Genomic DNA, 22,759 nt, shown 5'->3' on the forward strand with positions numbered 1-22,759 from the left:
TCTATTTTCGAAATTTGGAATAAGCGTCTGCGTTCAGGCCCCGAGAAAACTCTACTTTGACCATGAGCCCCGATCGGTATCTTAGAACCTTCGACATCCTCAAGCTGCTGGCCGAGCGCGGCGCTCCGATGCGCCTCACAGAGATCAAGCTGGCCCTCGACCTGCCGGTCAGCAGCCTACACAACATTCTCAAGACGATGGTGAGCGCCGAGGTCGTGACGGTCGATGATGACCTCCGCTATGCCGTGGGCCCACGCACCGTCTCTCTCGCGTTGCGCACGGTGCAGTCACTGGACCTACGGACCCTTGCCCGCAATCCGCTGCGCGCGCTGGCGCGCAAGGTTGGCGACGATGTTTACCTGGGTTTGCGGGTGGGCCGCCGAGTCATCTATGCCGACCGTGTGCTGGGCAACCAGCGCATCTCCCTGGATATCCGGCTTGGCGAGCCGCTGTTGCTGCATTGCACCGCAACCGGCAAGTTGTTCGCCGCCTTCGACGAGTCGCTGGCGGCGCAGGCGCTGGGCGGTAAGCTGCCGAGGCTTACCGCTAACACCCTCACCGACCCCCGCAAGCTGCAGAAACAATTCGCCAGCATCCGTGAGGCCGGCTACTCCCGCAGTGACCAGGAGGCCATGGAGGGCGTGGTCGGCTATGCCGTCCCGATCCGGGACGGTTCCGGTGCGGTTGTCGCTGCGATCCACGTCTCGGTGCTGGCCACTCGCGCCACCGAGGCGCACGAGCGGGCCATGCTCCCGGCCGCGCGCGCCTGTGCCACTGAAGTCGAAAAGCAGCTGGGCCACGATTCAGGCAGATCCCGACGCTGAACCCCTTTCATGCATCCCTCTGAACGAACTTCCTCCATCCTGCCGGGTGCCCGTGACGCACTGGCCGGCCTCAAGATCCTGGACGCCAGCCGTTTGCTGCCCGCAGCCTTGTGCACGCAGTTGCTCGGGGACCTGGGAGCCGATGTCCTGAAGGTTGAAGAGCCCGGCCGCGGGGATTACCAGCGCAGCTTTCCGCCCATGGCTAAGGTCGATTCGGGCACCTTCCTGCTGTGCAATCGCAACAAGCGCAGCATGACCCTCAACCTCAAGCATCAGGAGGGCAAGGGCATATTCCTTGAGCTGGCCGCGCAGTCGGACGTGGTGGTCGAAGGTTTTCGCCCGGGCGTGATGGACCGTCTGGGCCTGGGCTACGAGACGCTCAAGGAAGTCAATCCGCGCCTCATTTATTGCGCAATCTCTGGCTACGGGCAGGACGGCCCCTACCAGCGGGTGGCAGGGCATGACCTGAACTACCTGGGTGTGATCGGAGCACTGCCACTTTTCGGTAAGGCCGGCGAGGGGCCGATGGTGCCCGGAATGCTGGCCGCCGACATTGGCGCCTCGCTCACCGGCGCATGGGGCATCCTGGCCGCCGTGCTCGCGAGGCAGCACACCGGCCAGGGGCAGTTCGTCGACGTTTCCATGATGGATGCGGCGGTGTCCTTCCTCACTTACCACGCCGCTGAGCCTCTGTTCGGCAACGTCGATCCCCGTGGTGGCGAGTACCGCAACACAGGCGGCGCTCCCTGCTACGGCATCTTCCGCTGCGCCGACGGGCACTATGTCACCCTCGGCGCGCTCGAGGAGCATTTCTGGGCGCGCTTTTGTGATCTGGCGGGAGTTTCTCAGATCAAGGGGGAGCAATTTCCCGAGGGTGAGGCCCGCGAGCGCCAGTTCCGGCTGCTCGAGGACGTGTTCCGTCAGCGCACGCGCCAGCAATGGGTGGACCTGTTTTTTGCCAACGACATCCCGGGCGGCCCGGTCAACACCATGCGCGAGGCCTTCGACGACCCGCATATGCGCGCCCGTCAGATGCTGCTGCATGTGGATCACCCGGTCGAGGGGCGCATTCCGCAGCTCGGCTTCCCGGTGAAGTTTTCCGGCACGCCGGCGCGCATCGACGCTCCGCCCCCGTCGCTGGGCCAGCACACGGCCGAGGTTCTTCGCGCCCTGGGCTATGACACTGCGCGCATCGCCGCCCTGGCCGCCAGCGGTACGACCTGACCGCCATCCCCCCTGCGCCGCTCACTAGAAAACGCCATCAGCACACCTGAAGTCCTAGTCGCTCAGGACGACGGCCGGGTGATCATCACGATCAACCGGCCTGATCAGATGAGAGCGTTGAACCGAGCCGTTTCCTACGGCGTGTGCGAAGCCCTCGACGAAATGGACCGCAACCCCGATCTGCGGGCTGGCATCCTCACCGGTGCCGGCGGTACCTTCTGCTCAGGGATGGATCTCAAGGCCTTCCTGGGAGGGGAATCTCCGCGGGTGGAGGGTCGAGGCATTCTGGGCCTGGTGATGTCGCCACCCCGCAAGCCGCTGATTGCCGCCGTGGAGGGCTACTGCCTGGCCGGCGGCTTCGAGTGCATGCTGGCTTGCGACCTGGCAGTGGCGGGCCGCAATGCCGTCTTCGGTATCCCCGAGGTCAAACGCGGGCTTGCCGCCGCGGCGGGCGGTCTGATGCGCTTGCCCAGGCTGCTGCCCCAGCGTATCGCGATGGAAATGGCGCTGACAGGCGAAATCTACTCGGGCCGAGCGATTGGCCCCTTACGGCCTGTTCAAAGCGGTGGTCGAGCCAGGCCAGGCGCTGGAGCAGGCGGTCAGTCTGGCCCGTCGCGTCATCGCCAATGCGCCCATGTCGGTAGCCGCCAGCAAGCGGGTGATCATTGAGCAGCTTGACTGGCCGCTGGACAGCATGTTCGAACGGCAGGACCCGATCACTGCCCCGGTGATCAAGTCCAACGATGCCCGCGAAGGCGCCTCCGCGTTTGCCGAGCGGCGACCGCCGGTGTGGAGCGGGAACTGAGCAGCTAAGCCCAATGGGGGGTCTGCCCGGCTCAGTCAGGCCGCTTCTGATGACGCCAGTTGTTTCTCGGCTGCCCCTGGCGATCATCCGCGGGATCAGTTCCGAAACAAGTCCAGGATGCTGCGCTTCTCGTCCCCGGGGTTCTTGCCCATCGGGGCCTCATTGACGCCGACGCTGCTCACCCCGCCGCCGCGGCCGTACTCTCCGTAGTACCACTCTCCGCCCATGTTCAACACGCCCTCCGGCGCTGTGGGCTCGTAGATCGGCACCCCGCGCAGCGCGGCTTCCATGAAGGCGATCCACACTGGCAAGGAGAGACCACCGCCCGTCTCGCGGTCGCCCAGTGACCGGGGCGAGTCATACCCCATCCAGACCACAGACGCCACCGTGGGATGGAATCCGGCGAACCAGGTGTCGATTGCATCGTTGGTGGTGCCGGTTTTTCCGTACAGGTCGGGCCGTTTGAGTTCTGCCTGGGCTCGTGCAGCCGTACCTGAGCGGGTGATCTCCTGCAACAGCCGGTTCATCACGAAGGCATTGCGCGGGTCGATCGCGCGTGGCGCGTCGCCGGCTTGGGGCGGCTTGACCTCCACCAGCAGCTTGCCCCGTTGGTCAGTGATCTTGCGGATCACCCAGGGGTTGACGCGGTAGCCGCCGTTGGCGAAGACCGAGTAGGCGGTCGCCATCTGCATCGGCGTGACCGAGCCGGCGCCCAGCGCCATGGTGAGGTAGGCCGGGTGCTTCTCGGCCTCGAAGCCGAAGCGGGAGATCCACTCCTGCCCGTATTGCGGCCCGATGGATTGCAGGATGCGAATCGACACCATGTTCTTGGACTTGGCCAGCGCGGTGTGCAGCGGCATCGGGCCTTCAAACTTACCGTCGTAATTCTTGGGTTCCCAGGGCGCACCGCCCGTGGCTGCAGCATCGAAGAACAGCGGGCTGTCGTTGATCACGGTCGCCGGGCTGAAGCCCTTTTCTAGGGCGGCGGAGTAGATGAACGGTTTGAAGGACGAGCCCGGCTGGCGCCAGGCCTGGGTCACATGGTTGAACTTGTTCTTGGCGAAATCGAAGCCGCCGACCAGGGCCAGGATGGCACCGTCGCGCGGATCGATGGCCACGAAAGCGCCCTCCACCTCGGGCAACTGGGTGATCTCCCAGCCCTTGGCACCTTTCATCACCCGAATCACTGCGCCCTTGCGCAGTCGGATCTTGGGCGGGGCCTTGTCCGACAAGCCGGACTGGGCGGGCTTGAGTCCCTCGCCAGTGATCTCGAGGGTGTCGCCACCGCCACGGGTCGCGACGATTTTTTTCGGACCCGCTTCCAGCACTACCGCCGCCAGCACGTCGCCGTTGTCCGGGTGGTCGGACAGGGCGTCGTCGATGGCGTCTTCCAGCTCCTTGGGGTTGGCAGGCAGGTCGACGAACTCCGCAGGGCCGCGGTAGATCTGCCGTTTTTCGTAGTCCATGATGCCCTTGCGCAGGGCCTGGTAAGCAGCTTCCTGTTGGTCAGACTTCACCGTCGTGTAGACGTTGAGGCCGCGGGTGTAGGTCTCATCCCCGTACTGGGCGTACACCAACTGGCGCACCATCTCGGCAATGAAGTCGGAGTGCGTGCGCAGGCTGTCGGCCGAGGTTCGGATCTTGAGTTCCTGCGAGCGTGCGGCAGTGGCCTGAACCTTAGTGATGAAGCCGACCTCCTCCATCCGCTCGATGATGTATTGCTGGCGCACCTTGGCCCGCTTGGGGTTGCTGATCGGGTTGTAGGCCGAGGGCGCCTTGGGCAGGCCAGCCAGCATGGCCGCTTCGGCGATGCTGATTTCCGACAGGGGCTTGGCGAAGTAGGTCTCTGAGGCGGCGGCGAAACCATAGGCCCGGTTGCCGAGGAAGATCTGGTTCATGTAGATCTCGAGGATCTGGTCCTTGGTCAGGGCATGTTCCAGCCTGAAGGTCAGCAGCACCTCGTAGAGCTTTCGGGTGAAGGTCTTTTCGGTACTCAGGTAGACGTTGCGGGCTACCTGCATGGTGATGGTCGATGCGCCCTGGCTCTTGGCGCGCCCCAGGTTGGCAATGGCCGCGCGTAGCAAACCGCGGTAGTCCACGCCGTTGTGCTCGTAGAAGCGGGCGTCCTCGATGGCCAGCACCGCCTGCTTCATAACCTGTGGAATCTCGGCGATCGGGGTCAGGCTGCGCCGCTCCTCACCGAACTCGCCGATCAGGGCGCCGTCTGCCGAGTAGATGCGCAGCGGCAACTTCGGGCGGTACGAGGCCAGATCGGAGACGTCTGGCAGGTTGGGGTAGGCGACCGACAGCGCCACCCCGATCACGATGGCCAGGCTGGTGACACCGGCCAGGCCCAGGCCGAGGGTCCAGAGAACAAGGCGCACCACAAGGGAACGGGAGCCGCCGCCTGGGGCCAGCCTGGACGGGTCGTCGGATTTCGGTTGGGGCATCCGCGAATTATCCGGGCCGGACGGGTGGCGCCTGTGCAACGCCTGTTCGACCCCTGCCCTGGACGTCTGATCGGGGCAACGGCTGTCACATGCCGGGGTAGGCCGGGTTGGACATACGCCGGGTTACTGTTAGCATTAACTGAATTCTTAAGTATCTTGCAGTTTTGGGCGCCCAGGCTCCCGTCCCTTGGAGATTCGATTGCAGTCTTTCGCGTCCTGGTTTGGCTCCCAGCCCGCGCCTTTGTTGGGCCTGGACATCAGCGCATCCGGTATCAAGCTGGCTGAACTCGGTACCGGCCGGGACGGCCGGTTGGCACTGGAACACTGCGCCTTCGAGCCGATCGACCGCGACTGGATCGTGGACGGCAACATCGAGAAATTCGACCCGGTCGCCGACGCCCTTCGCCGGGTGGTCAAGCGCAGCGGCTCCCGCACCCGCCAGGTCGCCATGGCCCTGCCGGCCTCGGCGGTCATCACCCGAAAAATCATCCTCCCGGCTGGCTTGCCAGAGGCCGAGCTCGAGGCCCAGGTCGAGATCGAGGCGAACCAATATATTCCTTTCTCGCTGGACGAGGTCAGCCTCGACTTTTGCGTCATGGGCCAGGCACCCTCGGGCCCCCAGGAGGTCGAGGTACTGATCGCCGCCTCGCGCCGGGAGAAGGTCCAAGACCGGCAGGGACTGGCCGAGGCCGCTGGCCTGAAGCCGGTCATCGTCGATGTCGAGTCCTTCGCCGCGCGCATGGCTGCCGGCCGGCTGGTCGAGGCCCTGCCCTTGGGGCGGCCCGACGCCCTGGTCGCCCTCTTCGAAATCGGCGACCTCGCCACCAGCCTGCAGGTGCTCGGGGGCGGTGAGGTCGTCTACGAGCGAGACCAACCCTTCGGCAGCTTTCAGCTGATCCAGCACATCGTCCGCCAGTACGGCCTGGGGGCCGAAGAGGCGGAGCAGCGCCTGCGCAGTGGCGAACTGCCCGAGGACTTCGAGGCCCAGGTGCAGCGTCCTTACGTGGACGGCCTGGCCCAGGACCTGGCACGGGCACTTCAGTTCTTTTTCACCAGCACCCCCCACAACCGGGTCGACCACCTGCTGCTGGCAGGCAATGCGGCCTCCCTGCCGGGGTTGACCGCAGCCGTGGCGGCCCATAGTTCTTTTCCCAGCAGCGTGGCCGACCCTTTCCAGGGCATGCAGATCGCGGCCACCGTTCGCGAGCGCCGTTTGCAGCGGGAGGCGCCCGGCTATCTGGTCGCCTGCGGCTTGGCCATGCGGAGGTTTTTCAGATGATTCTGATCAACCTGCTGCCCCATCGCGAGGCCGCTCGTCGGCATCGACGTGAGTCCTTCTACCTGATGCTGGGCGCTTCCCTGCTGGCCGGCGTGGTGCTGGCTGGTGCGCTTTACCTTTGGGAGGTCGGCCAGTCCGCCCGGCAGGAGGCCCGCAACCTGCTGCTGCGCGACGAGATCGTCCGCCTCGAAAAGCAAATCAAGGACATCGCCTCGCTCCAGGCCGACATTGCCGCCTTGCGCTCCCGCCAGCAAGCGGTCGAGAACCTGCAGGCCGATCGCAACATCCCGGTTCACCTCCTCAATGAGTTGGCCCGCGTGATGCCGGAAGGGGTCTACCTCACCGGCGTCAAGCAGGATGGCCAGACGGTTCTCCTGACGGGTGTGGCCCAGTCCAACGAGCGGGTTTCCGAGCTGTTGCGCCACCTGGGCCATGACAGCGCCTGGCTGAGCCGCCCCGAGCTGGGCGAGATCGTGGCAGGCACGGTCACCTTGGGGCCGCGTGAGCAGCGCCGGGTCGCCAACTTCACCCTGAGGGTCAAGGTCAGCCGTGCTGGTGAGGCCCGACCGTCTGCCGGGGCCGCCTCGGCTGCCGGAGGCTCCCTGTCCAGACCCGGTGCCAGCGTCCCGCCGGAACGCGCCAGTGCGCCGGCCGCCATGGCACCCAACCGCCCCTGACACGCCATGCCTCAACGCCCGCCTGTCCCTGCCTCCGCCGCCCAGCCTTCGCGCTGGAGCCGCCTGCAGGCCGAGTTTCGTGGCCTCGACACCCGCGACCCCTCCACTTGGCCGCTGGCCCCTCGACTGGCGCTGTGCACGGCAATGGCTGGCCTGATCGTGCTGGGCCTCTGGATGGCCCTGATCCGTGGCAACCAGGATGCGCTCGAGGCCCAAGAGGCGCAGGAGGAGGTGCTCAAGGCCGACTACGTGCGTAAGCTCACCCAGGCGGTCAACCTCGAGGCCCTGCGCAAGCAACGCGAGCAGGTGCTTGGGCAGGTCAGTCAGCTCGAAAAGCAGTTGCCTGGCCGGGCCGAGATGGATGCCTTGCTCTCGGACATCAATCAGGCGGGGCTCGGTAGAAGCCTGGCTTTTGAGTTGTTCCGCCCGGGGCCTGTCATCGTGCGGGACTACTACGCCGAGCAGCCCATTTCTCTCAAGGTGGCGGGCCGGTTCCATGACATCGGGGCTTTCGCGGGCGATATCGCCAATCTCTCGCGGATCGTGACGCTCAACAACATCGCCATCTCGCCCAGTCGCGAGGGCCTGCTGGTCATGGAGGCCACCGCCAAGACCTTCCGCTACCTCGACCCTGAGGAGATCGCGGCGCAGCGGCGTAACCCCGCCTCGGCGCCCAAGTCGCCAGGAGGCCGGCCATGACCGAAGCCCGCCCCCCCGTTTTGACTGCCGTTTGGCCAGCGCGGCACGGCCGCTCCGTGTCGCTGGTGCGGGCCCTGCGCCTCGCATCCCGTGCAAGGCTTGTGCGTCTTGTGCCCGCCTCCCTGTTGGTAGTTGCCCTGACCGGGTGCGGCCAGGCCGGGCGTGACGACATGCAGGACTGGATGGCCAAGCAACGAGCTGGCCTCAGCCCCCGCATCGACCCCATTCCAGAGCCGCCGCCGTTTATGCCCCAGGCGTATGTGCAGGCCGGGAGCATTGACCCCTTCAGCCTCCAGAAGCTGGCCTTGGCGCTGCGTCGCGACGCCACCGTCGCGGCCTCCGAATCAGGGCTGCTCGCGCCGGAGCTCAAGCGCCGCAAGGAGGCGTTGGAAAGCTATCCCCTCGATGCCATGACCATGGTTGGCAGCCTGATCAAGCAGGGTCGTCCGGTCGCCCTCATCAAGGCCGACAACCAGCTCTACCAGGTCACGGTTGGCCAGTACCTCGGCCAGAACTACGGCAGGATCCTGCGGATCGGTGAGACCGAGGTTCAGATCCGCGAAATCGCCCGTGATCCGGGAGGGAACTGGGTCGAGCGGCCTGCGACCCTGCAGTTGCAAGAAAGAGCCAAATGAAGCATTGCGCAAACATCGCCCCTGCAAGTGGGCCCCTACCGGGCGCCCTCGGCCTGGCCCGATCCCTGGCCGTTCTGGTCGTTGGGCTGACTCTGCTGTCGCCCGTTCTTGCCCAGACATTACCGACGCCCGCTGCCGCATCGACTGCGGGTTCTTCTCCTGCACCGCTTCCCGCTTCCCCCGCCACTTCCTCGCAGAGCGGGGTTGAGGTGCAATCGATCACCGCGCTCTCCCAAGGGGGCGCTGAGGTGCTGCGTGTGGAGCTTTCCCGGCCGCTGGCCGCATTGCCCAACGGCTTTGCCATTCAGTCACCGGCCCGCATCGCCCTGGACCTGCCTGGTGTCCGCAGCGTCCTCGACAAGCCGTCGGTGGTGCTCAATCAGGGCAACCTGCGGTCGGTCTCGGTGGTTGAGGTCGCTGACCGCACCCGCCTTGTCCTCAACTTGCGGACCCAGGTTCCCTACAGGGCACTACTGGATGGCCGGACCCTGCTGGTTTTCCTTGAGCCAGCGAGCGCAGCCGTCACCTCGCCGGTTGCGCCCCCCAACCCCGCCCTGTTCGCCGAGAGCCGCAACACCGACAACCTCCCTCTGCGCGACGTTGACTTCCGCCGTGGCTCGGGCAGCGCCGGACGGGTGGTGGTTGAGTTGGGCAGCCCCCAGGTGGGCGTCGACATCCGCCAGCAGGGCCAGAACCTGGTGGTGGAGTTTCTCAAGTCGTCCTTGCCTGAGGGACTGCGCCGGCGGCTCGACGTCGCTGATTTCGGCACCCCGGTGCAGACCATCACCACCACCGCGGTGGCCGATCGGGTGCGCATGGTGATTCAGCCGCGCGGTCCCTGGGAGCACAGTGCGTACCAAAGCGACAGCCAGTTCGTTATCGAGCTGCGGCCCCCGCGGATCGACCCGTCCCGGGTCACGCAGGGCCCTGGCTACACCGGCGAGAAGATCACGCTCAACTTCCAGAGCATCGAGGTGCGCCAGTTGCTGCAGGTGATCGCCGACTTCACCAACTTCAACGTGGTCACCTCGGACTCGGTGACGGGCAACCTCACCCTGCGCCTCAAGGACGTGCCTTGGGACCAGGCGCTGGACATCATCTTGCAGTCCAAGGGGCTGGGCCAGCGCCGCTCCGGCAACGTGCTCTGGGTCGCGCCCAAGGACGAAATCGCGGCCCGGGAAAAGCAGGACCGCGACGCGGTCAATGCACGCCAGAACGAGGAGCCGGTGCGCACCCAACCCTTCCAACTCAACTATGCGAAGGCCAAGACGATCGCCGACCAGCTGCTGTCGGGTCCGCCAGCCAACCGGGTGATCAGTCCGCGCGGCAGCGCAATGGCCGAGGAGCGCACCAACCAAATCTTCGTCACCGACATTCCGACCCGTCTAGAGCAGGTTCAGGCGCTGATCGCGCGCCTGGATGTGCCAGTGCGCCAGGTGCTGATCGAGGCCCGCATCGTCGAAGCTTCTGACACCTTCGGGAAATCACTGGGGGTTCGCCTGGGCGGCAGCGACCAGGGCCGTCCGCCCGGCACCCGCATCAGTGACAACAACAACCGGATCACCTTCGGCGGCTCCTACTCGGGCTTGACCGGCAGCACCGGCGAGACCCGCACAACCCTGGACAACGTCAACACCAATTTCGTCAACCTGCCAGCGGTGGGGCAAGGCGGCTTCGGCGCGCCGGCCTTTGCGATCTCGCTGTTCAACGCCTCCGCCAACCGCTTCCTGAACCTCGAGCTGTCCGCCCTGGAGGCCGATGGCAAGGGCAAGCTGGTGTCCAGCCCCCGCATCGTCACCGCCGACCAGACCAAGGCCCTGATCGAGCAGGGGACCGAGTTTCCCTACCAGCAGGCGACGGCCAGCGGTGCAACGGCGGTGGCCTTCCGCCGCGCTACCCTCAAACTGGAGGTCACCCCCCAGATCACGCCTGAGGGCAACATCATTTTGGACCTCGATGTGAGCAAGGACAGCCGGGGCGAAACCACGACTGCAGGCATCGCCATCAACACCAAGCACATCCGCACCCAGGTGCTGGTGGAAAATGGGGGTACGGTGGTGATTGGCGGCATTTTTGAGCTGACCGAGACCGAGAACGAGGCGCGAGTGCCGGTGCTGGGCGAATTGCCTGGTGTGGGCGTGCTGTTCCGCAACCGGCAACGCACTGCGAACAAGCAGGAGATGCTGGTCTTTATCACCCCCAAAATGATCACCGACCGGGTTGCGGAGCGGTGATCCGTTCCGTCAACCTACGTTTTTGATCCGTTTGAATTCCTCTTCCTCCCGCGCATTACCGGCTGATGGTGCACCCGAGACACCCACCGCCGCGTCCAGTACCAGCCTAGGCGCTGGTGTTCGCGCAGACCCTGGCCTGCCGCCGAGTCCGGCGCCAATCACCCGGTCGATCGCGCTGGTGGGCATGCCCGGCTCCGGCAAGAGCACGGTGGGCAAGGTGCTGGCCCGCCGCCTGGGCTTGCCCTTCACCGATTCCGACCATGTGCTCGAGCAGCGCATGGGCTGCCCGATCCGCACCTACTTCGAGCAGCAGGGGGAGGAGCGTTTTCGCGACCTCGAGCAGGCGGTGATCGCCGAGCTGAGCATGAGCAAGGGCGTCCTGGCGACTGGCGGAGGTGCGGTGCTGCGCGAGGCTAACCGGCAGCAGCTGCATGCGCATGCCTATGTGATCTACCTTCGGTCCTCGCCTGACCAGGTTTTTCAGCGGGTGCGCAATGACCGCAAGCGCCCCTTGCTTCAGGTTGATGACCCGCTGGCGAGGCTCAAGGCCCTGCACGCCCAGCGGGACCCGCTCTATCGCGAGACGGCCCACTTCACTGTTGAAACCGGCCGACCCAGTCTGCAGACCCTGGTCAACATGATCGTGATGCAACTGGAGCTTTCCGGCGAAGCTGGCGTGATGACCTGAAGGGGCCGGGGCGGCCCGTCCGCCCGGCCAGTAAGCGCTGGGCGCAGGTCGGGCGCTGTGGGCTGGTCGTGTAGCCCCGCCTGATGACCGGGCCTTACACTTGTCCGCATGAAAGCGCGTGCCACTGACCAGGAAGTCCGCATCGACCTTGGCGACCGAAGCTACCCCATCGTCATTGGCGAGGGGTTGCTGGCCCGGATCGCCGAATTCGACCTGCCCAAGGGGCATGCTGCCCTCATCGTGACCAACACCACGGTCGGTCCCTTGTATGCCGGCGCCCTGGCCCAGGCACTGGCCGATCGCTATCCGCAGGTCCATGTGCTGGAGCTGCCCGACGGCGAACAGCACAAAAACTGGGACAGCCTCAACCTCATTTTTGACGCCCTGCTCGGGCGCGGCAGCGACCGCAAGACGGTGCTCTTTGCGCTCGGCGGTGGCGTGGTGGGCGACATGACCGGCTTTGCCGCCGCCTGCTACATGCGTGGCGTGCCCTTTGTGCAGTTGCCTACCACCCTGCTTGCCCAGGTGGACTCCTCGGTGGGCGGCAAGACCGCGATCAACCACCCCCTGGGCAAGAACATGATCGGCGCCTTCTACCAACCGCAGTTGGTGCTGTGCGACCTGGACACCCTCGCCACCCTGCCCGAGCGCGAGATGTCGGCCGGCCTGGCCGAGGTGATCAAGTACGGGCCGATTTTCGACCTGGACTTTCTCGACTGGGTCCAGGCCCACCTGCCCGCCCTGCGCGCGCGCGACCCGCAGGCCCTGGCCCACGCGGTGCGCCGCAGCTGCGAGATCAAGGCCGAGGTTGTGGGTCAGGACGAGCGCGAGTCTGGCCTGCGGGCCATCCTCAATTTCGGTCACACCTTCGGCCACGCGATCGAGGCCGGCCTCGGCTATGGCGAGTGGCTGCACGGCGAAGCGGTGGGCTGCGGCATGGTCATGGCCCTGCAGCTCTCGCTGGAGATGGGCGGCGTGGACGCCGCCTTTGTGGAGCGCTGCACCCAGCTGATCGCCGACGCGGGCCTGCCGACCCGCGGCCCGGCCCTGGGCGCTGACCGCTACCTGGAGCTGATGCGTCTGGACAAGAAATCCGAGGCCGGCGAGATCCGCTTCGTGCTGATCGACCCGCCCGGCCGCGCAGTGGTCCGACCCGCCCCCGACGCCGTGGTGCGTGGCGTGATCGCGCGCTGCTGCTGAAGGGCGCGCCCGCCATGGCCCTGGCCCCCTACGCCAGCGACCCGACACGTTCCCGTGGCCGTCGCTTCGAGGAGGCGCCCACCCCGCACCGATCGGCCTTTCAGCGCGACCGCGACCGGATCGTTCACTCCACCGCTTTTCGCCGCTTGGTCTACAAGACCCAGGTCTTCCTCAACCACGAGGGCGACTTGTTCCGCACCCGCATGACCCATTCCATTGAGGTGGCGCAGCTGGGTCGCTCCATCGCTCGGCCGCTGGGACTCGACGAGGACCTGGTCGAGGCGATTGCCCTGGCCCATGACCTGGGCCATACCCCTTTCGGCCATGCCGGCCAGGATGCGCTCGACGAGTGCATGGGCCCCTACGGCGGTTTCGAACACAACCTGCAGAGCCTGCGGGTGGTCGACCAACTGGAGGAGCGCTACCCGCGCTTCGATGGCCTCAACCTCAGCTTCGAGACCCGGGAGGGGATCCTCAAGCACTGCTCACATGCCAATGCCGAGCGCCTCGAGGCGCGTGAGCCCGGCGGCGTGGGGCGGCGCTTCCTGGACCGCACTCAGCCCAGCCTGGAGGCCCAGCTGTGCAACCTCGCCGACGAGATTGCCTACAACGCCCACGATGTCGACGACGGCTTGCGCTCGGGGCTGATCACGAGGGAGCAGCTGGAGTCAGTGCCCTTGTTCGAGGGCTACCTGCGCGAGGTGGTGCGCGCACATCCCACGCTCGCTGGCCGCCGCCTAGCCTATGAAGTCATCCGGCTGATGCTCAGCGCCCAGGTGCATGACGTGATCGACACCACCGGCCAGGCCTTGCGGGACGAGGCGCCACGCGATGCCGATGCAGTGCGCGCCGCTACTCCCCTGGTGCGCTTTTCGGCAGACATGCGACGCGGCTCCACCGAGCTCAAGCGATTTCTTTTCCAGAATTTGTACCGCCATCCGCAGGTGATGGAGACCACCGGCTTGGCCAAGCAGATGGTGCGCGAGCTGTTTGCCGCCTACCTGGCCTGTCCCACCGACATGCCGGCTGCCTACGCTTCGCAGGACGACCTGCCGCGCGCCATCGCGGACTACATCGCGGGCATGACCGACCGCTTCGCCGGGCGAGAACATGGGCGCCTGACCGGCAAGCGCCTGCTGGCCACATGAGCTTCGACCGCGCTTTCCTGGTCTTCGCCGCCGGCGTGACCGCGGCCATTCATGTGGGCAAGCTGCCGCCGGCGCTGCCGGTGCTCCAGGCCGAGTTGGGCATGACGCTGGTGCAGGGCGGATTTCTGTTGTCGATGGTGCAACTGGCCGCTGTCGGTCTGGGCCTGGCCGTAGGCCTGGCCGCGGACGGCCTGGGGCTGCGTCGGGTGATGGCAGGCGGCCTGGTCCTGCTGGCGGTGGCCAGTGCGCTGGGCGGCCTCGTCCGTGACCCAGCGGCCCTGCTGTTGCTGCGTGCCGCCGAGGGCATGGGCTTTTTGCTGGCGGCCACCGCCGGCCCCAGCCTGATCCGGCGCCTTGTGCCACCCGCGCGTCTGGCGTCGCGCCTTGGTTTGTGGGGCGCCTACATGCCCCTGGGCACCTCGCTCGCGCTCCTGGCCGGCCCGCTGTGGATGGCGGCCTATGGCTGGCCCGCTTGGTGGTGGCTTACTGCCGCGCTGTCGCTGCTTCTGGCTCTGGCCATGTGGCTTTGGGTGCCGGCCGATCCCGCACGGGGCGACGGCGCGCGACCTGGCGCCGCTCCAACTGCGCTTGAACATGGGCCTAAACATGGGCCTCAACATGCGGCAATTCCTTCAGGCGCGCCTGCAGCCCCACCTTGGCGGGCCCGTCTGCTTGAGACCTTGCGCGCGCCCGGCCCCTGGCTGGTGGCGCTGGCCTTCGCGGTCTATTCGAGCCAGTGGCTGTCGGTCATCGGCTTTTTGCCCACCGTCTACGCGCAGTCGGGTCTGGCGCCCTCGCACGCAGGCTATGCCAGCGCACTCGTGGCCGCAATGAACATGGTGGGCAATATTGCCTCGGGCCGCCTGCTGCAGCGAGGTGTCTCGCCGCAGCAGTTGATGCGGGTGGGCTTTGGTGCCATGGCGGTGGGCGCGGTGGGTCTGTATGCGCCCTTGTGGCCCGCCGGAACTGCCGCTTTCGTCGGGCCCTTTGTTTCGGTGCTGCTGTTTTCCGCTGTGGGCGGCCTCGTGCCGGGTACCTTGTTCTCGCAGGCGGTGCGGCTCGCGCCCTCGCCGGGCACGGTGTCCACCACCGTGGGCTGGATGCAGCAGTGGTCGTCTTTTGGCCAGTTCGCCGGGCCGCCCGCAGTGGCCTGGCTTGCCAGTCAGACCGGTGGCTGGCAATGGAGCTGGGGCGTCACCGGGCTATGCGCCGTGATCGGGCTTTGGCTGGCCGGTCGCATTGGGCACGCGCGCAGCACGGTTCACTGAGGTCGCTTAAGTCGCTTGTCCGCGGTGTCCTGGACCTGGGGCGCCTGCACAGCGCCATGGATAGGTCACGCGTCAGGCGAGAGCCGCTTTCTCGCGTTCGGCACGCAGCCCTTCGCGGTCGATGAATGGGGCCAGGCGCGCGACGTCGACAGCACTCATGCCCTGTAGCAGGAAGGCGTCCTGCCAGCCTTGCACCGTGCGGCTCACCTCCTTGACGATCGTACGGGCAGCGGCCAGGCGCAGGCCGAATGCCGCGCACTCGGACAGCGCATTGGCGAGCGTGGACACATGGCCGTCTGCACCTACCCGCAGTTGTTGGTAGCCCAGGCCCTGGGCCGTGGGCAGCACGTCGAAGGCCGGTGCCAATTGCCAGCGCCCGTCAGGCTGGCGCAGCAGGGCGTGGTTCTTCTCGTGGTCGTCGGTGTTATCGATCAGGATGTTGAAGACCATCCGTCGGAATAGCTGGCCCTGTGCAGCGGCGATGTCGGCCGCCGGGAGCAGGCGCCGTAGCAGTTGCGCAAACTCGGGATAGCCCAGTGCATCCCCGGCCGCACGCAATGCGACATGCGCAGACATGGCCTGAAGCCGTAGGGAGCCCTGGCGGTCGAAGCGCTCGATCGCCAGGGCGTGGGGCGCGGGCTTCCCGGTGACGGCGGCGATCAGCGGCAGGGCGCGCGTGGTCGCCACCTCAATGCCGCAGGCGGCGGCCAAGCGCATCGCAGCGTGCTCGGTCAGGCCCATGTCCCCCTCCACCTCCTCGTTGAACTTGAGCAGCCAGGCGCGGCCTTCCATCTGCAGCAGTGATTTCGGCTGCGCGCCGCCCAGGGAGGCACCAGGCCGTAGCAGCCGCTGCAGGGGCTGGGGTACCGGCTCGCCGGCTAGCACTTGCCGGACGACCTCGGCCATCGCGCCCAGCTCTGCGACGCCGGGCAGTGGTGGCGTGGGCCAGGGCCGGTAGCGGTCCTCGTCCAAGCTGAGGCCGAGCGCGCCGTAGCGGTCGTCGCCCGCGAACAGCAGGTACTCGAGCAGGGACAGACGAGGCGTTGGCTGGAACTTGCGAATCAGGCGCTCGCCCCAGCGGTCTGGCCGCGCATCGTCCAGCGCGCCGGCGGCGCTGTCCTTCTCCCTCGGAACAAAGAGCTCCCGGGTCAGCGGCAAGTCTTCGCTGAGCGCAAAGCCCTGGGCGAGCCAAGTGTCCGCATAGCGCAGCGCGACGCTGCGCCCGCCCTGCACGAGCTGGGCCTCTCCCACCCGCTTGGGCTGTGCGGGGTTGCCCAGCCACCAGACGGACAGGCGATCCTGGGGCGCAAACGGGGCTTCAGACACGACCTCAGACACGGCGGTAGCGCTCCTGCGCCTGGCTGACTTCGGCCTCGAGGACGGCCAGGTCCTCCTGCGGGCGTGCCAGTTCGGCGAGTGCCTGGTGCCGCTGGACCAGCCAGAGTGCCGTGACATAGATGCCGGCCGACACGGAGGGATCGCCTCGCTCCATCCGTGCCACGGTGGGCACGGACACGTTCAGTCGCTGCGCCCATTCGCGCTGCGATTGGCGCCGCCGCTTGCGTGCCGTGGCCAGGTCTGTGCCCAGCGCGCGCAGGGCTGAGGCGGCGCCAGAGGGCAGGGCTTGCAGGGCAGGGGAGTCCTTGGACATTACATATATGTTATCAAAATTCACTTTAAATATACTTTAATGTGGGTTTTTATTCTTGCGCAGGCGTGTTCAGAGGGCTTCCTACAATCGACCTCATGGAAAATCATGGCGAAGACCTCGTCGTCTCTCGCACACGGCGCTGGCTCACGCATGCAGTGGTGGGCCTGAACCTGTGCCCCTTCGCCAAGGCGGTCATGGCCAAGGGCCAGGTGCACTACGCGGTGACGCCGGCCACCGGCTGGAGCGACCTGCTGGCTGCACTGGAGCAGGAGGTCGACGGCCTGATGGCTTGTGCACCCGAGCTGCGAGACACCAGCTTGCTCATTGCGCCGCAGGCCCTGCCGGATTTCTTTGAGTTCAACGGCTTCATCGGCGAGGCTGAGCGTTTGCTCGCCCGGCGCGAGCTGGAGGGGGTGCTGCAACTGGCGCATTTCCATCCGCAATTCGAATTCGCCGGCGCTGACCCGGACGACATCGCGCATTTCACCAACCGCTCGCCCTACCCGACGCTGCACCTGCTGCGCGCGGACAGCATCACCCGCGCGGTGCAGGCCTTCCCGGATGCCAGCGCCATCTACGACACCAACATCGCCACCTTGCGCCGCATGGGCCGCGTGGGCTGGGCCCAAAAGATGAAGGAATGGGCATGAGCTCCGACAAAAAGGCAGCTGCCGGTGGCCGTGGGGCGCGTGCTGCCGGCCCAGCCAGAGAGGCGCGAGGCTCGGCCGTCGGGCGGGCTGCTTCGTCCACATCGAGGCCCGATGTGCCTGCTCTGCCCGAGCTGCGCCCCGGCCAGTCGGTCGAGCTGCTCAAGGAGCTGCATATCCTCACCCGCGAGGGTAAGCTCAATCAGGACTCACGCCGTAAGCTCAAGCAGGTTTATCACCTCTACCAGTTCATCGAGAAGCTCTTGGAAGAAGTGCCGCCGGCCGAGGGCCACCCGACCGTCGTCGACCATGGTGCCGGCAAGTCCTATCTGGGCTTCATCCTCTATGACCTGTTTCTGCAGCCCCGCGGCATGGGCCAGGTCTTCGGCGTTGAAACCCGGCCCGAGCTGGTGCAGCGCTCCGAGGAACTGGCCGCGCGTCTCGGCTTTGCGGGCATGCACTTTTTGCACTTGAGTGCCGCGCAGGCGGTGGACTCGCCGGCCTTGCCGCAGCGCATCGACATGGTCACCGCGCTGCACGCCTGCGACACCGCCACCGACGACGCGATCGACTTCGGCCTGGCCCGCCAGGCGAAGTTCATGGTGCTGGTGCCTTGCTGCCAGGCCGAACTCGCGTCGCGGCTGCGGGAGAACAAGGCGCTGTCGCTGGCGCGCACGCCGCTGGCCGAGCTCTGGCGCCACCCGCTGCACACCCGTGAAATGGGCAGCCAATTGACCAACGTGCTGCGCTGCCTGTACCTAGAGGCCTGTGGCTACCAGGTCACCGTGACCGAGCTGGTGGGCTGGGAGCACAGCATGAAAAACGAACTGATCCTGGCGCGCCACACCGGACAGCCCAAGCGCAGTGCCGCCGAGCGACTGCGGGCGCTGCTGGCGCAGTTTGGTGTCGAGGCGCTGGAGGCCCAGCGCTACGCGCGGCTGCCTGTGCCCGCGGGCTGATCGGGATGGGCCCGCCGCCTGGGTGAAGCGCAGGCCCGCGCGTGACGCTTACTCGGGCTTGAGCCCCGAGGCCTGGAACATCCGCAGGAAGCGCTCCTTGTCGGCTGCCAGGAAGCTTTTGAATTCCGCGGGTGTGTTGCCCACCGGGTCGATGCCCAGGCCCACCAGCCGGGTCCTGCGCTCCGGGTCACGCAGCACCGCGGCAATCTGCTGCTGGAGTCGGTCAACGACATCCTGCGGCGTCTTGGCCGGCAGGAAAACGCCCATCCAGTGCACCGCTTCGAAGGTGGTGAGGCCCGGGGTCTCCTGCACCGCCGGCACGTCCTTGGCCCACGCCACGCGGTTGCTCTGGGTGGTGGCCAGCGGCACGAGTTTGCCTGCCGCGATGTGGCTCATCACCGGCGCGATGCCCACGATCGCCAGCGGAATCTGGCCCGACAAGACATCGTTGATGGCCAGGCTCGCGCCTTTGTAGGGCACATGAGTCAAATCGACCTGAGCCATCTTGGCCAGCAGCTCACCGGCCAAGCGGTTGCTGCCCATGTTTCCTGCCGTGCCGAAGCTCATGGAGCCAGGCTGGGCTTTGGCCTTGGCGATCAGGTCGCCGACGGATTTGAGCCCTGTCCCAGGCCAGGCCACGATGACGATCGGCGAGGTGCCGGCCAGGGTGACGGGCGCCAGACCCTTGTCGGGGTCGTAGCGCATGGTTTTGTTCACGATGGGCGCATTGACGGTCTCGGAGGGCGAGGCAAACAAGACCGTGTAGCCATCGGGCGCGGCGCGGCTGACCAACTCGGCGCCGATCATCCCGCTGGCGCCCGGCCTGTTGGTCACGATCACGGGCTGCCCCAGCCTGGCGGTCAGACCCTCTGCCACGATCCGGGCCATCGCGTCGTGGCCGCCTCCAGGCTCGAAGGGAACCACCATGGTGATGCCCTTGTTCGGCCAGCCCTGAGCGTGTGCGGCCGCTGCCAGCAGCCACAGGCTGATCCACCCCACCCAGCCCCGTAGCCGTGCAGCGTCAAGTCGGAACAGAACGCCAGTAAATCGATTTTTGTGTCGTGATTTCATTGAAAAACTCCATGCCATAGCCATGCCCCAGTCCACTGCCTCGGACCGGTTCTGAGGTACCGCCCGGCGCCTTGCCGCGCATCGTGTTGATCTTGACCATGCCGGCGCGCAAGGAGTGGATCGCGCGCAGCGCGCGCGGTGCCGAGGTCGTCAGGACCATGGCCGCCAAACCGAAGTGCGAGGCATTGGCCATGGCAATGGCTTCCTCGAAATCGTCAAAGGCCATGCAGGGCGCCACTGGGCCGAAGGTCTCTTCCGTCATCAGGCTGCAGGCCGGGTCGAGCTCGGTGAGAACTGTGGGCGGGTAGAAGAAACCCGGCCCGGGCAGCGGCGCGCCGCCGTGATGCACCGTGGCCCCTGCGGCGACGGCCTCCTGGACTTGGCGAGACACCCGCTCCCATTGGCCGCGATCGACCAGCGGCCCCATTTGCGTTGCAGCGTCCAGCCCGTTGCCGACCCGGATGGCGCGCGCTTGCGCGGTGAGTGCCGCCAGAAACTCGGGGAAGATTTTTCGCGCTACGTAGATCCGCTCGATCGAGGTGCAGATCTGGCCGGCATTGGCAAAGGCGGCGTCTGCCGCGTAGCGGGCTGCCGTCGCAATGTTCACGGTCTCGTCCACGATCAGGGCGTCTTTGCCGCCCAGCTCCAGCACCGCCTTTTTCAGGTGCTGGCCGCAGATGCCACCCAGATGGCGCCCGGTCGGCTCGCTGCCCACGAACACCAGCAGGTCCACCTGCGGGTGCCGCACCAGGGCGTCGCCTGCGGTGGGCCCGTCGCCCAGAAGCAGGTTGACCACACCGGGCGGCAGATGGCCGAAGATTTTTTCGACCACCAGCCGGGAGGTCAGCGGTGTTTTTTCGGACGGCTTCCAGACCACGGTGTTGCCTACCAGCAGGTTGGGGACCACGTTGTCCAACCCGAGTGCCACCGGATAGTTCCAGGGCATCACGCAGACGGCCACGCCGCGCGCACAGCGCTGCTGGAAGTTGAGCTCCAGGTCGCCCGCCATTTGCTGGCCACTGCGCAAATGAATCACCATTTCAGCCGAGGCGCGCATGCCTTGCATGGCTTTGGAGACCTCGTTCTTGGCCTGCGACAAGGGCTTGCCCATTTCGCGCGTGAGCAAATGCGCGACCTCGTCACTGATGCTCGCCAAGCGGTCGATGGCAGTGCCAATGAGTTGTTGCCGCTGCGTCGGCGAGAGCCCCGCCCAGCTCTCAAAGGCGCGACGGGCCGCAGCCACAGACGCGTCGACCGCATCGACGTGGCCGCGGGGGATGGTGTCAATGCGTTCCTCCGTCGCGGGGTTGATGACGTCGATCCCTGGCCCGTCGCCAGGCACTGCGCGGTTGTCGATCCAGTGGGTTTGCATCAGGCTGCCTTGTTCGTTGTGATGGCGGGCCGGGGCTGGCTCAGCGTGTCGCAAAAGCCGAAGAGCCCCGCCTGGCCGCCAGTGTGGATGAACACCACGTTCTCGTCGCGTCGAAAGCGGCCGGTCCGGGCCCAGTCGATCAAGCCGGCCATGGCCTTACCGGTGTAGACCGGGTCGAGCAGCAGGCCCTCCAGGCGGGCGACCCATTGCACCGCATCGACCATGGCCTCCGAGGGAATGCTGTAGCCCTTGCCGAGGTAGTCGGCGTTGACGCGCACCGCTTGCGGTGGCAGCTCAGACTCGTGGCCGATGAAGCGGGCTGTCGCCGCCGCCAGGGCCGCGACGCGCTGATGCTGCGGGTGTTCTGCCTGGCTGACCGCGAAGCCTTGCACGACCGCCGTGCTGGCCAGAGCCGCCAGTCCCACCACCAAGCCCGCCTGGGTGCCGGCGCTGCCGCTGGCCACCACGATCTGGTCCGGGACAAAGTTCTTGTCCTTCGCTTGCTGCAAGAGTTCTTGCGCCGCCTTCACATAGCCCAGCGTTCCCACCGGGTTGGACCCGCCCGTGGGAATCAGATACGGCCGCTGCCCCTGCGCGCTTAACTCCGCACCGACCTCGTGAAGCGCGGCCAGCATGTTGGTGCCACCCGGGCGAAAGACCATGTTCGCCCCGAGCAGCAGGTCGAGCAGCATGTTGCCGTTGCGAAGGTAGTCCGCATCCGGGTCCGGGTGACGGTGCTCGAGGATGACCGTGCAGGCCAGCCCCAGGCGCGCCGCCGCCCCCGCGGTTTGCCGCACGTGGTTCGATTGCAGCGCGCCGAGGGTGACGATATGGTTCGCCCCCTGTTGCAAGGCCTCCCCCAGCAGGAACTCCAGCTTGCGTGCCTTGTTGCCCCCCAGAGCGGTGCCGGTGCAGTCATCGCGCTTGACCCACAAGCGCGGGCCGCCCAGATGCTCGGTGAGCCGGGGCATGAACTCCAGCGGCGTGGGCGCGTGGCACAGGTCGATGCGGGGGAAGCGGTCGAGGTTCAAGCGGTCGAGGCTCATTTGGCAGCGCCCGACACCGCGTCCAGGCTGGCCCAGGCCTCTTCTGCAGACACGCCCGGTGGCGGTGTGAAGGCAATGAAGGCCTCCTGTCCCACCACCTCGGGCCCGCCGTAGGCATGCGCCTTGTCGCGTTGCGCGGCCTTGGCGCGCGCATCTTGCAGCGCCGGGTCACATTGCGCCAGAAGAATGGGCATGAGCGCCCGCTCGATCGCGTCACCGGCCGGTGTGCCGTGCAGATCGTGCAGTTCATCGGGGTCGGCCGCCAAATCAAAAGCCTGGGTTGGCATGCCCACATGGAAGATCATTTTTGTGCCGTGCTGGCGCACGAGGTAGGCCCCGGTGCGCGAGCCTTGGGCGTGGTACTCGGCGAACACCGGGCGGTCCAGATCGTCTTGCCCCTGGGTCGCCGGCCACAGCGAGTGGCCGGGCAGGTCTGCATCGGCCGGTGCCAGTTGCCCTCCGGCCAGATCTACGATCGTGGGAAACAAATCGACGTGGGACACCATCTGCTGCGACACATGGCCAGCCGCAATGCCAGGCCCCGCGAGGATCAGCGGCACCCCGGCGGAGCCTTCCAGCAGGCAACGCTTACCGAACAAACCTTGGGCGCCAAACAGCTCGCCATGGTCGCTGGTGTACATCACGCGGGTGTCGTCCAACACCTGGCGCGACTTCATTTCTTCCAGCACCAGGCCGATCTGTTCGTCCATGTGCGTGATCAAGCCGAAATAGGCGGCGGCAATGCGACGCAGCACCGCCGGGTCCAGCTCGGACGGCATGCCATCGAGCTGGCGCGCAAATTCAACCGAGGGATGGTAGGGGGGCGGGCCCAGCTCCGGGGGCAGGGGCATGTCCTCGAGCGGATACATGTCCAGGAAGCGC

General features: G+C 66.5%; 20 protein-coding genes and 1 pseudogene. 14 read left to right on the forward strand and 7 right to left on the reverse strand.

The window, feature by feature from the left end; all coding sequences use genetic code 11:
• Window positions 1-62 precede the first annotated feature (62 nt).
• The 3 genes and pseudogenes from QE494_RS04000 to QE494_RS04010 all read left to right on the forward strand — a co-directional run bounded on the left by QE494_RS04000 (window position 63) and on the right by QE494_RS04010 (window position 2,853).
• Window positions 63-824 carry an IclR family transcriptional regulator gene (locus QE494_RS04000; RefSeq protein WP_300041613.1) on the forward strand — a complete coding sequence of 254 codons (762 nt, stop codon included), beginning with the start codon at window positions 63-65 and terminating at the stop codon, window positions 822-824.
• A 9-nt stretch (window positions 825-833) separates the two neighbouring features.
• Window positions 834-2,048 (forward strand): CaiB/BaiF CoA-transferase family protein, encoded by a 1,215-nt coding sequence (locus QE494_RS04005; protein ID WP_300041614.1) that lies wholly within the window; start codon window positions 834-836, stop codon window positions 2,046-2,048.
• A gap of 36 nt (window positions 2,049-2,084) precedes the next feature.
• A pseudogene (locus QE494_RS04010) lies at window positions 2,085-2,853 on the forward strand (crotonase/enoyl-CoA hydratase family protein).
• Between the two features lie 95 nt (window positions 2,854-2,948).
• On the opposite strand, the gene QE494_RS04015 reads toward QE494_RS04010, so the two are convergent.
• Window positions 2,949-5,303 carry a penicillin-binding protein 1A gene (locus QE494_RS04015; protein ID WP_300041615.1) on the reverse strand — a complete coding sequence of 785 codons (2,355 nt, stop codon included), beginning with the start codon at window positions 5,301-5,303 and terminating at the stop codon, window positions 2,949-2,951.
• Window positions 5,304-5,502: 199 nt separating this feature from the next.
• Between QE494_RS04015 and QE494_RS04020 the strand changes: the two genes are divergently transcribed.
• The 9 genes from QE494_RS04020 to QE494_RS04060 all read left to right on the forward strand — a co-directional run bounded on the left by QE494_RS04020 (window position 5,503) and on the right by QE494_RS04060 (window position 15,131).
• On the forward strand, window positions 5,503-6,582 hold the full coding sequence (locus QE494_RS04020) for a pilus assembly protein PilM (protein WP_300041616.1): 1,080 nt from the start codon (window positions 5,503-5,505) through the stop codon (window positions 6,580-6,582).
• The gene (locus tag QE494_RS04025) at window positions 6,579-7,259 is read left to right on the forward strand and encodes a PilN domain-containing protein (protein ID WP_300041617.1); all 681 of its coding nucleotides are present in this window, start codon (window positions 6,579-6,581) and stop codon (window positions 7,257-7,259) included. The genes QE494_RS04020 and QE494_RS04025 overlap by 4 nt, the downstream gene beginning before the upstream one ends.
• 6 nt (window positions 7,260-7,265) lie before the next feature.
• On the forward strand, window positions 7,266-7,958 hold the full coding sequence (locus tag QE494_RS04030) for a type 4a pilus biogenesis protein PilO (RefSeq protein ID WP_300041618.1): 693 nt from the start codon (window positions 7,266-7,268) through the stop codon (window positions 7,956-7,958).
• Window positions 7,955-8,593 (forward strand): pilus assembly protein PilP, encoded by a 639-nt coding sequence (locus QE494_RS04035; RefSeq protein ID WP_300041619.1) that lies wholly within the window; start codon window positions 7,955-7,957, stop codon window positions 8,591-8,593. Before QE494_RS04030 ends, QE494_RS04035 begins: the two co-directional genes overlap by 4 nt.
• Window positions 8,590-10,827 carry a type IV pilus secretin PilQ gene (gene pilQ, locus QE494_RS04040; protein WP_300041620.1) on the forward strand — a complete coding sequence of 746 codons (2,238 nt, stop codon included), beginning with the start codon at window positions 8,590-8,592 and terminating at the stop codon, window positions 10,825-10,827. Before QE494_RS04035 ends, pilQ begins: the two co-directional genes overlap by 4 nt.
• A 157-nt stretch (window positions 10,828-10,984) precedes the next feature.
• Window positions 10,985-11,515, forward strand: a complete 531-nt coding sequence (locus QE494_RS04045; protein WP_300041632.1) for a shikimate kinase — start codon at window positions 10,985-10,987, stop codon at window positions 11,513-11,515.
• A 108-nt stretch (window positions 11,516-11,623) separates the two neighbouring features.
• Window positions 11,624-12,715: a 3-dehydroquinate synthase gene (gene aroB, locus QE494_RS04050; RefSeq protein ID WP_300041621.1), complete on the forward strand. Its 1,092-nt coding sequence runs from the start codon at window positions 11,624-11,626 to the stop codon at window positions 12,713-12,715.
• A gap of 14 nt (window positions 12,716-12,729) precedes the next feature.
• On the forward strand, window positions 12,730-13,863 hold the full coding sequence (locus tag QE494_RS04055) for a deoxyguanosinetriphosphate triphosphohydrolase (RefSeq protein WP_300041622.1): 1,134 nt from the start codon (window positions 12,730-12,732) through the stop codon (window positions 13,861-13,863).
• Entirely contained in the window at window positions 13,860-15,131 is a 1,272-nt protein-coding gene (locus QE494_RS04060) for a CynX/NimT family MFS transporter (protein WP_300041623.1), read from the forward strand. Before QE494_RS04055 ends, QE494_RS04060 begins: the two co-directional genes overlap by 4 nt.
• Window positions 15,132-15,203: 72 nt before the next feature.
• Here QE494_RS04060 and QE494_RS04065 read toward each other — a convergent pair whose 3' ends face one another.
• Together QE494_RS04065 and QE494_RS04070 are read right to left on the reverse strand one after the other, a co-directional pair.
• Complete coding sequence (locus tag QE494_RS04065) at window positions 15,204-16,469, reverse strand: type II toxin-antitoxin system HipA family toxin (RefSeq protein WP_300041624.1); 1,266 nt, start codon at window positions 16,467-16,469, stop codon at window positions 15,204-15,206.
• Window positions 16,462-16,782 (reverse strand): helix-turn-helix transcriptional regulator, encoded by a 321-nt coding sequence (locus QE494_RS04070; protein ID WP_300041625.1) that lies wholly within the window; start codon window positions 16,780-16,782, stop codon window positions 16,462-16,464. The genes QE494_RS04065 and QE494_RS04070 overlap by 8 nt, the downstream gene beginning before the upstream one ends.
• A gap of 95 nt (window positions 16,783-16,877) precedes the next feature.
• On the opposite strand from QE494_RS04070, the gene QE494_RS04075 reads away from it, so the two are divergent.
• Together QE494_RS04075 and QE494_RS04080 are read left to right on the forward strand one after the other, a co-directional pair.
• Window positions 16,878-17,432, forward strand: a complete 555-nt coding sequence (locus QE494_RS04075; RefSeq protein ID WP_300041626.1) for a DUF1415 domain-containing protein — start codon at window positions 16,878-16,880, stop codon at window positions 17,430-17,432.
• Entirely contained in the window at window positions 17,429-18,388 is a 960-nt protein-coding gene (locus QE494_RS04080; protein ID WP_300041627.1) for an SAM-dependent methyltransferase, read from the forward strand. The genes QE494_RS04075 and QE494_RS04080 overlap by 4 nt, the downstream gene beginning before the upstream one ends.
• A 48-nt stretch (window positions 18,389-18,436) precedes the next feature.
• Here QE494_RS04080 and QE494_RS04085 read toward each other — a convergent pair whose 3' ends face one another.
• From QE494_RS04085 to QE494_RS04100, 4 genes are all read right to left on the reverse strand, one after another.
• Entirely contained in the window at window positions 18,437-19,459 is a 1,023-nt protein-coding gene (locus QE494_RS04085; protein ID WP_300041628.1) for a tripartite tricarboxylate transporter substrate binding protein, read from the reverse strand.
• Window positions 19,410-20,831, reverse strand: coding sequence for an aldehyde dehydrogenase (locus tag QE494_RS04090; protein WP_300041629.1), 1,422 nt, complete (start codon window positions 20,829-20,831; stop codon window positions 19,410-19,412). The genes QE494_RS04085 and QE494_RS04090 overlap by 50 nt, the downstream gene beginning before the upstream one ends.
• Window positions 20,831-21,877 (reverse strand): D-cysteine desulfhydrase, encoded by a 1,047-nt coding sequence (locus QE494_RS04095; protein ID WP_300041630.1) that lies wholly within the window; start codon window positions 21,875-21,877, stop codon window positions 20,831-20,833. Before QE494_RS04095 ends, QE494_RS04090 begins: the two co-directional genes overlap by 1 nt.
• On the reverse strand, window positions 21,874-22,759 hold an 886-nt coding region (locus QE494_RS04100; RefSeq protein ID WP_300041631.1), incomplete at its 5' end, for a sulfatase-like hydrolase/transferase. The genes QE494_RS04100 and QE494_RS04095, both read right to left, overlap by 4 nt.

Source organism: Ramlibacter sp., from assembly GCF_029866045.1.
Classification (GTDB): domain Bacteria; phylum Pseudomonadota; class Gammaproteobacteria; order Burkholderiales; family Burkholderiaceae_C; genus Ramlibacter.

Coding starts and splice junctions, on each gene's coding strand:
- QE494_RS04000 (WP_300041613.1), top strand. CDS start 63: ATGAGCCCCGATCGGTATCTTAGAACCTTCGACATCCTCAAGCTGCTG.
- QE494_RS04005 (WP_300041614.1), top strand. CDS start 834: ATGCATCCCTCTGAACGAACTTCCTCCATCCTGCCGGGTGCCCGTGAC.
- QE494_RS04015 (WP_300041615.1), bottom strand. CDS start 5,303: ATGCCCCAACCGAAATCCGACGACCCGTCCAGGCTGGCCCCAGGCGGC.
- QE494_RS04025 (WP_300041617.1), top strand. CDS start 6,579: ATGATTCTGATCAACCTGCTGCCCCATCGCGAGGCCGCTCGTCGGCAT.
- QE494_RS04030 (WP_300041618.1), top strand. CDS start 7,266: ATGCCTCAACGCCCGCCTGTCCCTGCCTCCGCCGCCCAGCCTTCGCGC.
- QE494_RS04035 (WP_300041619.1), top strand. CDS start 7,955: ATGACCGAAGCCCGCCCCCCCGTTTTGACTGCCGTTTGGCCAGCGCGG.
- pilQ (WP_300041620.1), top strand. CDS start 8,590: ATGAAGCATTGCGCAAACATCGCCCCTGCAAGTGGGCCCCTACCGGGC.
- aroB (WP_300041621.1), top strand. CDS start 11,624: ATGAAAGCGCGTGCCACTGACCAGGAAGTCCGCATCGACCTTGGCGAC.
- QE494_RS04055 (WP_300041622.1), top strand. CDS start 12,730: ATGGCCCTGGCCCCCTACGCCAGCGACCCGACACGTTCCCGTGGCCGT.
- QE494_RS04060 (WP_300041623.1), top strand. CDS start 13,860: ATGAGCTTCGACCGCGCTTTCCTGGTCTTCGCCGCCGGCGTGACCGCG.
- QE494_RS04070 (WP_300041625.1), bottom strand. CDS start 16,782: ATGTCCAAGGACTCCCCTGCCCTGCAAGCCCTGCCCTCTGGCGCCGCC.
- QE494_RS04075 (WP_300041626.1), top strand. CDS start 16,878: ATGGAAAATCATGGCGAAGACCTCGTCGTCTCTCGCACACGGCGCTGG.
- QE494_RS04080 (WP_300041627.1), top strand. CDS start 17,429: ATGAGCTCCGACAAAAAGGCAGCTGCCGGTGGCCGTGGGGCGCGTGCT.
- QE494_RS04085 (WP_300041628.1), bottom strand. CDS start 19,459: ATGAAATCACGACACAAAAATCGATTTACTGGCGTTCTGTTCCGACTT.
- QE494_RS04090 (WP_300041629.1), bottom strand. CDS start 20,831: ATGCAAACCCACTGGATCGACAACCGCGCAGTGCCTGGCGACGGGCCA.
- QE494_RS04095 (WP_300041630.1), bottom strand. CDS start 21,877: ATGAGCCTCGACCGCTTGAACCTCGACCGCTTCCCCCGCATCGACCTG.